Here is a 13,119-nt window from a genome sequence, read left to right as displayed (position 1 = left end):
TCTCAAGTCATCATACCGCAATCTGGCGATGCCTGTACATGTGGGGTATGTCGTTTTATTGAAATTTATCGATGGTTGCTGATCACTTGATGTGCAAAAAGAAAAACCTCTTCAGGCCAACGGCCTTCCGAGGTTTAGGTGTCTTGTTAGAGCGCTAGCAGAATGACAGCCAGTCTTTAGCTTTTGGAGCTTCGTCCGGCATCAAACGGTGTGGATACCGGGATGAAGAGATCGATAATCCCGATGACCAATGCGGCGAGAATGGCACCGAGCAGGCTGACCTCAACATGATCAACCACATATTGACCCAGCCAAATGACCAGTGCACTTACGATAAAGCCGACGATTCCCCGGCCAAAAGGATTCACTCTTTTGCCAAAGATGCCTTCAACGATCCAGCCCAGCAAGGCAATGACCAATGCAAGCATCAGTGCGCTCCAGAAACCACCAACGGCGAAACCGGGAACGATCCAGCTTACAACCATTAAGACGATAGCTGCAATAATAAATCGTACGACATGGCCCAGAAAATTCATAGGGGTTACCTCCTTTGTTCAGATTGGATTGGGCATAAACATGGGAACTCTAAGGGAGTAAAATGAATAGCACAATCCTGACACATGTAGTTTGTGGCGTCATACCCCAAGTTATGTGTGGAAGGATTCGTTAAATAGCGCAACAAAGTTTCTTTCGTTATAATACAGGTATAGTTTGGAAGGAGTTGTACACTTGGACACGAAAATATTACACACATTAGAATATCGCAAAATTCTAAATACATTGATTGGCTTTGCTCAAACGTCAATGGGCAAGAAAAAAGCGGAGCAACTTGAACCGAATAGTGATCTTGAAGAAGTAAAACGTTTACTTCAACAAACGGATGAAGCTTTCACCTTTGAGCGTCTCAAAGGTTCCCCATCATTTGGCGGGATTGTAGACATCACGGCTTCTGTAAAACGTGCTGAGATTGGAGGCACCCTGAACCCGCATGAACTGCTGGGTATTTCCACAACGACACATGCGGCCAGACGATTGAAACGTCAGATTGCAACGCTGCATGAGGACGAGCCGATAGCGTCGCTCTTCTATATCAGTGACCAGTTGTCCGAGCAGAAGGAGCTTGAAGATGCGATCCGTATCTGTATTGATGATAATGCGGAGGTTGCAGATAGTGCGAGTGTAACGCTGGCACAGATTCGCCGTGAACTGCGCGGGGGAGAAGCACGGATTCGGGAAAAGCTGGATTCAATGATTCGTTCATCTACGGTATCCAAAATGCTTCAAGATCAGCTTATTACGATTCGTGGAGATCGATTTGTGATTCCGGTCAAAGCAGAGTACCGCTCTTATTTCGGCGGCATTGTTCATGATCAGTCTGGTTCAGGAGCGACTCTATTTATTGAGCCGGAATCCATCGTGGCTATGAACAATAAATTACGCGAAACCCGGATTCGGGAAGAACGTGAGATTGAGGTTATTTTGCAAAAATTGACGGCCCATGTCAGTGAGCAGGGTGAGTGGCTGTTATATGATGTCGATTTGCTGGCATCGCTTGATTTTATTTTTGCCAAAGCACGTTTAGCCCGTGAACTGAAAGCAACCCTGCCTCGGATGAATGATCGGGGTTTCCTGAAGCTGAAAAAAGGACGTCATCCGCTGATTCCGATTGAACATGTCGTTCCAATTGATGTAGAGCTGGGCAACGACTACACCTCTATTATCGTGACTGGACCGAATACGGGTGGTAAAACGGTAACGTTGAAAACCATCGGTCTATTAAGTTTAATGGCGATGTCGGGATTGTTTGTTCCAGCCGAAGACGGCAGTCAGCTATGTGTCTTTGATGCGATCTATGCCGACATTGGTGATGAGCAGAGTATCGAGCAGAATCTGAGTACGTTCTCTAGCCATATGACCAACATCATTCGTATTTTGAAAAATATGACGCCGAAAAGTCTCATCCTGTTGGATGAACTTGGAGCAGGAACAGATCCGGCAGAAGGTTCTGCGCTCGCCATCTCCATGCTGGAGCATATGCACCAGACAGGTTGCCGCATGGTGGCAACGACTCACTATAGTGAGTTGAAAGCTTATGCGTACGAGCGTAAAGGCGTTATTAACGCCAGTATGGAATTTGATATTAATACACTGAGTCCAACATACCGTTTGCTTGTCGGTGTACCGGGACGCAGTAACGCTTTTGCGATTGCAGAGCGCTTGGGGCTTCCGGGTTACATTCTGGATTATGCACGCGGTGAAGTGAAAGAAGAAGATCAGCGGATTGAACACATGATCGCTTCGCTCGAAGAGAACCGTCTAACAGCTGAACAAGAGCGCCAGAAAGCGGAAACGCTTCGTCAGGATATGGAGAAATTGCGCAGCCGCCATCAAGCCGAGCTGGAAAAGCTGGAACAACAGCGTGACCGCCGGATTGAAAAAGCGGAGGAAGATGCACGCAGCATTGTTGATAAGGCCCGTGCAGAAGCAGAGAAAATTATTGCGGATCTTCGTCAGCTGGCCCTGGAAGAGGGGGCTTCTGTCAAGGAGCATAAATTGATCGCTGCTCGTAAGCAGCTGGATGAAGCAGAACCGGAAAAACGTAAAAAAACGGTGAAAAAGACAGCTGCTCCGAAAGCACGTGCAATTGGCCCAGGTGATGAAGTTCTGGTTTATAGTCTGAATCAGAAGGGGCATGTCGTGGAGATGGCAGGCAACAAGGATGCTGTGGTACAGCTCGGCATTATGAAAATGAAAGTGTCGCTGGATGATTTGGAGTTGCAACAGACAGCACCAGCAGCAAAACAGCCAAAGCAAAAACCAGTCACAGGCATGAAGCGTACTCGAGATGATAACGTGAAGAGTGAGCTGGATCTGCGGGGGGCTAACCTGGAAGAGGCGCTGATGGAAGCAGATCGTTTCATCGATGAAGCATTCCTTGCCAACTTGGGTCAAGTGTATATTATCCATGGCAAAGGTACAGGAATTTTGCGTACGGGTATTCAGGATTACCTGCGGAAGCATAAACATATTAAAAGTTATCGTCTAGGCAATTACGGAGAGGGAGGAAACGGTGTAACCGTCGCTGAACTGGAATAGCCTCAAGATGAATAAACAATGCCTGCTGTTCAGTCAAGGTGGATAGCAGGTTCGGAAGGAGAATGGGAGTGAAAGAAGCGATTGACGGACTGCTGTCTCATCCGCTCGGGATGGTCCTCGGTTTCTTCTCGGTTGCCATTATGGAGTTGCTTGTTTTTCTGGCATGCTTCGAACTGGTGACCAAATATAAATGCTGGACGGAGATCAAAAAAGGCAATGTGGCTGTGGCTATGGCTACAGGCGGGAAAATCTTTGGGATTTGCAACGTACTCCGTTTTTGCATTCAAGCAAAATCTTCAGTATATGAAGCGATGACATGGTCATTTGTCGGGTTTGTTTTGTTGCTCATTGCTTATTTTTTGTTCGAGTTCCTGACGCCAGTGTTTTCAATTGACCGGGAGATTGAAGCAGATAACCGTGCAGTTGGATTAATATCCATGATCATTTCTGTCTCACTGTCCTTTGTTATTGGCGCAAGCATTGTCTAGGGGGATCGATGATGAAAATATTGATACGGATTTTGTTTGCGGCGTCGATTGTGTTTTTTGCCATCGGTGTGATCTATGTGTTAAATACGTAATTATATGAAAGAGAAAGGTTGATACATGATGGAAACAACGGTATGTCCTTGGTGTCAAACAGAGATTGTTTGGGATGAGGAACTGGGTCCGGAAGAAGAGTGTCCGTATTGTCATAATGAATTAAAGGGTTACCGTACACTGAACATTAACATTGGTGATGAAGAGAATGATGATAGCGAAGAAGAGTTCGACATGAAGGACATTTCAAACGATAAAGAGCAAATCTCGGACCTGACTTCGCTTTGGGGTGATGAAGTGGAACTGAAGTTGCCAGAACTTCGGACATTGAATAAATATGCAGATGAGGGCAACGATCTGATTCAATATGAACAAGGTGTAGAAAAGCAACTGGATCAGCAAGAGGAAGTACCAGAGTGTCCGAATTGTCGGGAATTCATGATTCTAGCTGGTACGCAGACAGCGAGTCAGGATACATTCTCACCAGTGGCCAATGCTGCTTCTGGGAAAGGTGTTGTCTTGTCATCTCCATTTACGGTATTGACTTACGTGTGCTCTGGTTGCTTCCAGGTTCAATACAGTTTATCAGAGGATGACCGTCTGCGTTTGATTCAGAACCTGAGTGCACACGAATAGATCACATTGGTTTGAAAACTAATTTTATACAACACCAAAGATTCATCATGTTTTCCTCCGGCTTGGGGTACGTTAAGCCTCAAGAGCCACCTGTTCACGTTAAGTTGGATTCAGGTGATGGAGGAGGGGCAGATGAAGATTACTTTGGGAAGACAATCCATTCTGCTTTTAGGCGTGAATGGATTGTTTGCGTTAGCCGGAGCCTTGTCCGGTACGTTTTTGAACGTGTTTCTATGGAAAAGCCGTCCGGATTACGCCATGCTCGGCTGGTTTACCATCAGTCAGCAACTGGCTATTGGCATCACGTTTTGGCTCGCGGGGAAGTGGGTCAAGGAACATAATAAAATGAGTGCATTGAGGCTTGGGACAGCATTATCTGGTATGTTCTATATGCTTGTTCTGTGGACTGGCAAGAGCGCTGTGGATTGGATCTGGCCGTTAGGTTTGCTCCTAGGATGTGCATTGGGGCTATTCTGGATTGCCTTTAATGTCGTCTATTTCGAAGTGACGGATCGGGAAAATAGGGACTTGTTTAATGGCTGGGTTGGTTTGTTAGGGTCCATGACAGGCATTGTTGGGCCGTGGTTTTCGGGCCTCATTATTTCACGTATGGCAGATAATACAGGATATCGGCTTATATTCACCGTATCTCTTGTTATTTATATTATTGCAGTGATTTTCAGTTTTTTTCTGAAAAAACGAAAAGTTAGCGGGACATACTGCTGGTTAGAACCCATCCGGCAGTTGTCCACCCCAAAGAGTCCGTGGCGGCCGCTTTCCATGGGGCTGTTTGCCCAAGGCGTTCGGGAAGGGGTATTTGCCTTTTTGATTGCACTGCTGGTTTATCTGGCGACAAGCCAGGAGTACAAGCTTGGACAATTCTCTCTTATTACTTCAGCTGTTGCGCTCGCCAGTTACTGGGCAGCAGGAAAATGGTTTAAACCTCATTATCGATCTAAAGGGATGTTTACAGGTTCCGTGTTGTTACTTCTGGTGTTGTTACCACTACTCTGGAAAGTGACATATGGGACACTGCTTTTTATGGGAATCGGAAGCGCTATAGCGATGCCGCTATATATTTTGCCGATGATCTCCGCAGGTTTCGACATGATGGGCACAAGCGGCGAAAATGTGGAGAAAAGGGTTGAACTTGTCGTATTGAGGGAACTCAGTCTGATGTGCGGGCGGCTTTTTGGCTTGACCGTATTTATGATTACTGTGTTAAACTCGCCATCAACTAAAGTGTTAATCTGGCTCATTATCATCCTTGGGGCTTTTCCGCTCATTGGCTGGATGTTTATGAGGAAACTTTTGATCAACACGACAGCTCGCGATTCATGAAAGTTTATAACTGAAAAAAAAGGGTGCAGCGAGGGAATGGAAGTTATCCTTTAGCCGTACCCTTTTGTTGTTTTTCATACGATGAAACCGTATGTCATCCAATGTGTTTTTGCGTTTAGGCTGGAGATGGTTTGCTCGTTCTTGTTAGGGAGAAAAGCTTCATATCTTCATTCTGAACGCCGCTAATGGCATCTGCGATCAGTGAGGCCGCAATCATGCTGTACACCGTTCCGTTCCCACCGTACCCTTCGACAAAGTATGAATGTGGGTAATCCGGATGCGTACCAATGAGGGGAAGGCCATCATGTGTATTACCAAATACAGCACCCCAAGCATAATCCACCTCTAGCTGATCAAGCGGGAAATATGTTTTGAGCTCATCTAGCAGAACATCGCCTTGATTTTTGGAACGGAGCTCGCGCTGATCCTTGTCCGGTGTTTCTTCATCAAGTCCACCCACGATAATGCGGTTGTCTGGCGTGGTACGCATATATAGATAAGGGCGAGCCGTTTCCCAGATCATAGCTTGCTCATGCCAAGAGCTCAGATCAGACAGAGGTTTGGTTGTTATAGCATACGTTGCTTTCAAATACGCTCCCCGGTCTTTTTTGATCTCTTGCGTTTCATAACCAGCGGCATACACGATCTGTTTAGCTCGAATTTTGCCATGGGGAGTATAACACAAGACCCCTTCATCGTCATATTCACAGTGAATCATTTCTGTTTGTTCGTAGATACGTGCCCCATGTTGAACGGCCGACTCAAACAGCCCTTGCACAAACCGATACGGATTTACTTCCGCATCTCCTCTGGTGTATAAGGCGGCTGGTTTCACAAAAGGAAAATGGCTTTTGATTTGGTCTGCGTTCCATAGCTCTGCTTCGAATCCATGCTTTTGTAAGGTCTGATATTCTTCCTCTAGCAAAGAAACATCTTCTTCGCTGCTGGCAAAACAAAAGCTGTTTCGCGGAATAAACCACGGATCGGTCTTCAGACTCCCCGCAATTTCGGAAAGCTGCTGCATGGCTTCACGGCACAGCTGATAAAAGCGTACCCCTTTTGCTTCTCCAAATGTGTTGATGCACGATGTCAACGTTTTGTCATTGGTATATTGTAGCAGGCCGGTGTTGGCTGAACTGCTTCCATGTGCTATTTTCCGCTTGTCAATGACAACCGTATCGAATCCACGCTCTGCAAGCAGCCTTGAAGTCAGTGCACCTCCCATACCGCCACCAATAATCAAGCAGTCACAAGAGATGTCGCCATTTAAAGAGGGATAATCCACATCCGATTTATAAGTTGAAGGCCAGTAAGGTGTGCCATATACAAGATCCAATTGAACCAGCTCCTTTGTCTTCACATTGGTATAGTTTTGTATTTCAAGGTAACAATAAACTCGCATAAACTATAGATCTAGGAGGTACGACGTACATGCAACATTCACAAATGCAAGCCCTGAGTCCAAAAGAATTGAACTATATTGCCGATTCCATCTCCAACGAGGAGATGCTGATCAAGCAATGTGCAGCTACAGCTTCCATATCCACACATCCGGCTATTCAACAGGCATTGAATCAATATGTTCGCTCTCATGAGCAACATATGAACACATTGATTCAAACATTGCATCAGCATCAATCTCTTGCACCTTCCCAATCACAATAATTCACATCAACAAGCAACCCACAGCAATAAATCAGCACATAGGAGGAAAACACATGTATAATCAAACCGGAACTTTTATGCAAGAACAGGATTTGTTAAAAACCCTTCTTGCAGACCTGAGACGAACTTCGCGCGAATACACAACGGCTACAACAGAATCTTCCTGTCCGATGGTTCGCACTATGTTCAATGATTTGACGAATGATACACTTCGTCTGCAAGGAGAACTGTTTAACCTGATGCAGCAGAACAACATGTACTCCGCTTCTGCCAAAGCACCGCGTCAGGACTTGGACAAGCAGATTCAGTCTGCACACCAGGCACAGCAGAAGTGTCAGCAATTCGTGCAAGAAAAAACTGTACAAACTAGCTCTTATGGTCAAGTACCAAATGTATCTCCGCGTCAACCGAATTACGGCAACCCTTATTACATGTAACCTGTAGATAAGGGTTTTGAAGCATATGCTTAAAGACCATACCACCGCTTGCCTGAATTGAAGGCAGGCGGTCTTTTGTCTATGCACCAACGTTGAATTCATGTAATATAAGTATTAATTCATTTTAGGAACCTGGATGACGCTGGAGGGAAAACGATGAAAGAGTTGAACGATCTGCAACTCAAAGTTCTGGATCTGTTGAAGGAAGACGCGAGAAGGACTCCCGCACTGCTGTCAACGCTGCTGGGGGAGTCGGAAGATAAAATCAAAGCTGCTGTAGCACAGCTTGAAGAAGAACACGTCATCGTGAAATATGCAACGGTAGTGAACTGGAGCAAAATTGATGATGAGAAAGTGACGGCCCTAATTGAAGTTCAGATTACACCTGAGCGTGGGCGTGGCTTTGAAGGGATTGCCGAAAGAATCTATCTTTATCCGCAAGTAAAGTCGGTTTACCTCATGTCAGGAGCATACGATCTGCTTGTTGAAGTAGAGGGTGGTAATCTGCGTGAAGTGGCTAACTTTGTATCGGAGAAGCTGTCTCCGATTGATTCAGTACTGTCAACCAAGACGAATTTTATTCTTAAAAAATATAAGCAGGACGGGATTATTTTTGAAGACCATCAGGAAGACAACCGTCTCATGATCTCGCCGTAAAGGAAGATGTGTCATGATAGTGAATGAACAGACAACCGGGAATAACAAAACAATGTCCTCATATTTGGCTCCGCTCGTGAAACAGATCCCGCCATCCGGCATCCGCAAGTTTTTTGATCTGGTGGGCGACAATAAAGATATCATCACGCTTGGTGTAGGCGAGCCGGATTTCGTAACACCGTGGCACATGCGTGAAGCTTGTGTATACTCTCTCGAGAGAGGCATGACCAGTTATACATCGAATGCAGGTATGCCGAAGTTGCGTGAGGCAATCAGCAGTTATCTGGATACGCAGTTTGATACCAAGTATGATCCGAAAGATGAGATTATTGTCACCGTAGGTGGAAGTGAAGCAATTGACCTTGCTTTGCGTGCATTGATCGTGCCCGGAGATGAAATTCTTATCCCTGAGCCATCTTATGTCGCATACTCTCCTATTGCTTCCATCGGTGGAGGTATCCCTGTCGGGGTAGAGACATATGCAAAGGATCAGTTCAAGGTAACGGCTGAAGCGCTGGAAGCTAGCATTACACCGAAATCGAAGGTTGTTATTTTATGTTATCCAAGCAACCCAACAGGGGCGATCATGACCTACGAAGACTGGCTGCCGATTGCAGAGGTCATCAAAAAACATGATTTGATCGTCATTGCTGACGAAATATATGCTGAGTTGACTTATAATCAAAAACATGTTAGCTTCGCTTCAATTCCCGATATGAAAGATCGCACGATTTTGGTGAGCGGTTTCTCCAAGGCGTTTGCGATGACGGGATGGCGGATTGGATATATGTGTGGACATCCTGAACTCATTGCAGCAATGCTCAAAATCCATCAGTACACGGTAATGTGTGCGCCGGCAATGGGTCAGGTAGCAGCTCTCGAAGCATTGACAAATGGACTGGGTGAAAAAGACCGAATGGTCGAATCCTATAACCAGCGCAGACGTTTGATCGTACAGGGGTTCCGTGATATTGGACTGGATTGTCATGAACCGCAGGGAGCGTTTTATGCTTTTCCGAGTATTCAGAAGACAGGCCTCAGCTCCGATCTGTTTGCTGAACGATTGTTAACGGAGAACAAGGTGGCTGCGGTGCCAGGTAACGTGTTTGGGCCGCAAGGAGAAGGATTTTTACGTTGCTCTTATGCGACCTCAGTATCCCAGTTAAACGAAGCTTTGGAACGTATCGGAAATTTTGTTTACAAAGTTCAAAAAGAGGGTTAATACAAAGAAGAACTACAGTATAAATAAGGCATTTGGTACTTTTCCAAAAAAATACTTTCTTTTACAAAATATTATGATATAATTTCAATTTGAAATAGGATTTCATATATTTGGAAAATTATTTTCTGAGGAGGGGTTAGCTTTGTTTTGTGTTGAATATGATTTACCGACAAATCGTGGACACGTTCTGGCAGAAAGCGATCATGGCGACCGATGGTCGGTGAACCCTGATGACGCATCCTTGCATAACATTTCCTTGGAAGATGAGATCCGCATGCTTCGCAGCAAGATGGAACAGATTTTTCTGGAAGAGAAATCATTTACATCCGACATTGTGATTGAAATCAGCAGTTTGCTGGACTTGAAAATTAACGAATACATGAAGGCTAATCCGGTTAAACCGAAGTAAATATCGGGTTGATGGATATATGCTAGGAACATGTAGAATGATATAATTTGTAACACGGCAGGGAGGAGGTCCGAAAGGGTCTCCTTTTTGTTATGTACTTTAATGTAATGTCGAATATGGGTTATTTTTTTGCGTGGAACAATTGTGATATATTGGAGTTAGGAGACTAAAGGGGGAACTGGAATGAGGAGATTTTGGGGACTGACCGCAATAATTTCATTAATCTTTATATTAGCCGGATGTGGCGGTAAAGATGGTTTTACGGTGTTTATTATTGATAACCAGGGTAATCCATCGGGTATTTCGGAACAGTTACAAACAAATCTGCAGCAAAAGCTTGGTGAAGAACCAAAAGTAGAAATCATTACAAGTGCGATGTATGATGTTCAAAAAATATTGGTTGAATATGCCGCTGGCAGCCATGATATCTTTATTTTGCCTGAAAATGATATGAAACAGTATGGTCGGAACGGCTCGAATGTCCCGCTAGATGATACATTTGATCCCAAGAAATATGAACGTGGTGTATTTGAGGGATCTGTATTGGTTGAAAAAGGGAAGGGCGACGATGGATCTGATATGAAAAAAGAAACCCACTTGTACGGTATTCCGCTGGAGAATATGCAGATGTTCAAGGATGTAAACTATGCCCCAAGCAATCTGTTCGCTACCATTCCATTGTCAGCGGCTAACATTGAAGAGTCGAAAAAAGTGCTCAAAGCGCTGACAGAATAACATCTATCTAGAACAGGTATGGGAGGAGGGAACGGATTGCTGATTACGGTCACAGGCGGTATGGGCAGCGGAAAAACGCGCTTTGCGCTGAAATATGCGGCTCAAATGAGCCGGGAAGGTGTATATTTGTCCACTGGTGATCATGATTCCGTAATTCCCGAATTGCCATCCGCTCATTATCGTGCCATTCAGGTGGGGAACGGCCCGAAGCTTGCTGAAGTGGTGAACCAGATTAATCGGGAATCCAATCTTTTTCTGGCGGATCAACGCATGTTGATTGTGGATAGCCTGACGTCCTGGATGGCAGCCAGTTTCAGGGAAGCAACGGATCTGGGTCAGCAACGTGTGGAAACACAACGGCTACTAGATGCACTGCTATCCTATCAGGGGAAAATACTTATCATTACAAATGAGATGCATGGTAGCTTACATCCGTCAGAAGAGGAACGTATTTTTGCAGCGAGAATGGCTTCGGTGAACCGGATTCTGCAGTCTAATGCAAAACAGATGTTTATGTTGGTGTCTGGACTTGCGATTGATCTGAAAGCTCTGCATTTGCGTTATGAAGATGAAGGATAGACGAGCTTTGGGTAATCGGGTAAGATATTTCAGCGTTTGATAAATGATTGATGCACAATTGGAGGGATTATGATGGGGATATATACACGAACCGGTGATGAAGGCCAGACTTCGGTCATTGGAGGCCGAGTTATCAAAGATGATGATCGGGTAGAGGCTTATGGCACGATCGATGAATTAAATTGCTTTGTGGGTCAAGCAATCAGTTTGATTGACTCTGCTAACGGAGAATTTGAGGATTTGCGCGAACATTTGCTTGAAGTGCAACAGGAGCTCTTTGACTGTGGATCAGATTTGGCTTTTGTGCGAATAAGTGAGACAAAGTACAAAGTAAGGGATGAGATGGTCACACGTTTGGAGCAGTGGATCGATCAATATGATGCTGAAAATCCTAAAGTGGAACGTTTTATTATCCCTGGCGGAAGTCAACTCTCTTCTGCTCTACATGTGTGCCGGACAGTATGCCGTCGTGCAGAGCGCCGTACCGTTACGCTGGGACAGCATACGGATATTAATCCGTCGGTGCGTCGGTATCTGAACCGTCTTTCGGATTACTTCTTTGTTGTTGCACGGACAGCCAATGCAAGACAACAAGTTGCGGATATTGAATATGTGCGGAGCAAAAAAGTATTCCGCCGCAAAGAATGAGCCAATATTATGCACCGATTGCCTACACGGTGACCGAAGTAGAGGACGGCTGGCTGCTAAAAACCGTGCTTCAAAAGCGGCTTCAGGTTTCGCGTAAGCTTTTATCCAAAATCAAACTCACCGAACAAGGTGTTATGCTGAATGGTGAACGGGTATATATCAGTGTCAAAGTGAGTGCAGGTGATCTGGTGGAGATTCGGATGGAGCGAGAGGAATCCGATGATATTTTGCCAGAGGATATTCCATTCGCTGTGTTGTATGAAGACGAACATCTGCTGATCGTGAATAAAGATGCCGGAATTATCGTGCATCCAACCCATGGGCACTATACAGGTACTTTAGCTAATGGTGTGGTGCATTATTGGCAACAAAAAGGCGAGAAATTCCGCTTCCGTCCAATCCACCGATTAGATCAGGAAACATCCGGCGTGCTGGCGATTGCCAAAAACCCGTATGTGCACCAGCATGTATCAGAGCAGATGATCGCCGGCACTGTGGATAAAAAATATATCGCTCTGGTGCATGGCAGCCCTGTTCCCGAACAGGGGGCAGTTGACGGGCCAATTGATCGCGATCCCGAGGAACCGCATCGCCGTATCGTTACACCAGACGGATATGCGGCCAGAACGCTCTACACAACGTTGTCTCGCTGGGATGATGGAAGTGCCAGTGCTGTAAGTTTGAAGCTGGAGAGTGGACGAACCCATCAGATCCGGGTACATATGACGTCTATCGGTTGCCCGTTGATCGGTGATCAGATGTATAAGACGTTGCCAATGCATAACGTGGATGAGCAGACAATGGCTGTTCGTGAGGAACGGGATACGTGGATTGAACGCCAATCGCTACATGCGTGTGAACTGATATTCGAACATCCGATCCTCCGGGAACGCATGACATTCCAGGCTCCACTGCCGCCAGATATGGCCGCATTGGAAAAACGTTTGGATACCGAGGCGGCCCCGAGAGTAATGCTTCAGGAAGCAGAGGGACAAACCCAAGCGGAAAAGTAACCTCGGATTTAGGACGCAGCTGCATGTTCGAAAATAAAAGTGTATACAGTTCAGAGAGCAGCGCAGCTGAACAGCATGCCGAGGGCTAGAGAGGTTTTGAGCTTTTAAGGTATTTGAGCCTTAGAGTTCAGAGAGCAGCGCA

Annotated in this window: 15 protein-coding genes; 13 read left to right on the top strand and 2 right to left on the bottom strand. The window is 45.5% G+C overall.

The window, feature by feature from the left end:
* Positions 1–176: 176 nt before the first annotated feature.
* Positions 177–536: a phage holin family protein gene (locus tag J2T16_RS21025; RefSeq protein ID WP_090922244.1), complete on the bottom strand. Its 360-nt coding sequence runs from the start codon at positions 534–536 to the stop codon at positions 177–179.
* Between the two features lie 193 nt (positions 537–729).
* Here J2T16_RS21025 and J2T16_RS21020 point away from each other — a divergent pair, with 193 nt between their 5' ends.
* From J2T16_RS21020 to J2T16_RS21005, 4 genes are all read left to right on the top strand, one after another.
* Positions 730–3,096, top strand: a complete 2,367-nt coding sequence (locus J2T16_RS21020) for an endonuclease MutS2 (protein ID WP_308722136.1) — start codon at positions 730–732, stop codon at positions 3,094–3,096.
* A 62-nt stretch (positions 3,097–3,158) separates the two neighbouring features.
* On the top strand, positions 3,159–3,584 hold the full coding sequence (locus tag J2T16_RS21015) for a DUF350 domain-containing protein (protein WP_090922248.1): 426 nt from the start codon (positions 3,159–3,161) through the stop codon (positions 3,582–3,584).
* 120 nt (positions 3,585–3,704) lie between these two features.
* Positions 3,705–4,271, top strand: coding sequence for a hypothetical protein (locus tag J2T16_RS21010; protein WP_336122802.1), 567 nt, complete (start codon positions 3,705–3,707; stop codon positions 4,269–4,271).
* Between the two features lie 132 nt (positions 4,272–4,403).
* On the top strand, positions 4,404–5,612 hold the full coding sequence (locus J2T16_RS21005; protein WP_253495888.1) for an MFS transporter: 1,209 nt from the start codon (positions 4,404–4,406) through the stop codon (positions 5,610–5,612).
* Positions 5,613–5,727: 115 nt separating this feature from the next.
* On the opposite strand, the gene J2T16_RS21000 is transcribed toward J2T16_RS21005, so the two are convergent.
* Positions 5,728–6,948, bottom strand: a complete 1,221-nt coding sequence (locus J2T16_RS21000; protein WP_154887436.1) for an FAD-dependent oxidoreductase — start codon at positions 6,946–6,948, stop codon at positions 5,728–5,730.
* A gap of 95 nt (positions 6,949–7,043) precedes the next feature.
* Between J2T16_RS21000 and J2T16_RS20995 the strand changes: the two genes are divergently transcribed.
* The 9 genes from J2T16_RS20995 (at position 7,044) to J2T16_RS20955 (ending at position 12,977) form a co-directional block, all read left to right on the top strand.
* Positions 7,044–7,277, top strand: a complete 234-nt coding sequence (locus tag J2T16_RS20995; protein WP_090922254.1) for a hypothetical protein — start codon at positions 7,044–7,046, stop codon at positions 7,275–7,277.
* Between the two features lie 53 nt (positions 7,278–7,330).
* Positions 7,331–7,714, top strand: coding sequence for a spore coat protein (locus J2T16_RS20990; protein WP_336122179.1), 384 nt, complete (start codon positions 7,331–7,333; stop codon positions 7,712–7,714).
* 156 nt (positions 7,715–7,870) lie between these two features.
* On the top strand, positions 7,871–8,371 hold the full coding sequence (locus J2T16_RS20985) for an Lrp/AsnC family transcriptional regulator (RefSeq protein WP_123065064.1): 501 nt from the start codon (positions 7,871–7,873) through the stop codon (positions 8,369–8,371).
* A gap of 13 nt (positions 8,372–8,384) precedes the next feature.
* On the top strand, positions 8,385–9,593 hold the full coding sequence (locus J2T16_RS20980) for an aminotransferase class I/II-fold pyridoxal phosphate-dependent enzyme (protein WP_090922260.1): 1,209 nt from the start codon (positions 8,385–8,387) through the stop codon (positions 9,591–9,593).
* Between the two features lie 220 nt (positions 9,594–9,813).
* Positions 9,814–10,002, top strand: a complete 189-nt coding sequence (locus tag J2T16_RS20975; protein WP_308722269.1) for an aspartyl-phosphate phosphatase Spo0E family protein — start codon at positions 9,814–9,816, stop codon at positions 10,000–10,002.
* Positions 10,003–10,185: 183 nt separating this feature from the next.
* Positions 10,186–10,737 (top strand): hypothetical protein, encoded by a 552-nt coding sequence (locus J2T16_RS20970; RefSeq protein WP_336122180.1) that lies wholly within the window; start codon positions 10,186–10,188, stop codon positions 10,735–10,737.
* A gap of 36 nt (positions 10,738–10,773) precedes the next feature.
* Positions 10,774–11,316: a bifunctional adenosylcobinamide kinase/adenosylcobinamide-phosphate guanylyltransferase gene (locus tag J2T16_RS20965; RefSeq protein ID WP_186811661.1), complete on the top strand. Its 543-nt coding sequence runs from the start codon at positions 10,774–10,776 to the stop codon at positions 11,314–11,316.
* Between the two features lie 72 nt (positions 11,317–11,388).
* A complete protein-coding gene (locus J2T16_RS20960; protein ID WP_090922268.1) occupies positions 11,389–11,964 on the top strand; it encodes a cob(I)yrinic acid a,c-diamide adenosyltransferase in 576 nt (191 codons plus the stop codon).
* Complete coding sequence (locus J2T16_RS20955; protein WP_336122181.1) at positions 11,961–12,977, top strand: RluA family pseudouridine synthase; 1,017 nt, start codon at positions 11,961–11,963, stop codon at positions 12,975–12,977. Before J2T16_RS20960 ends, J2T16_RS20955 begins: the two co-directional genes overlap by 4 nt.
* The last annotated feature ends 142 nt before the right edge of the window (positions 12,978–13,119 follow it).

Origin of the sequence: Paenibacillus intestini (assembly GCF_030803945.1) — a bacterium.
Classification (GTDB): domain Bacteria; phylum Bacillota; class Bacilli; order Paenibacillales; family Paenibacillaceae; genus Paenibacillus; species Paenibacillus polysaccharolyticus.
This window is presented reverse-complemented; position numbering and strand designations above follow the sequence as displayed.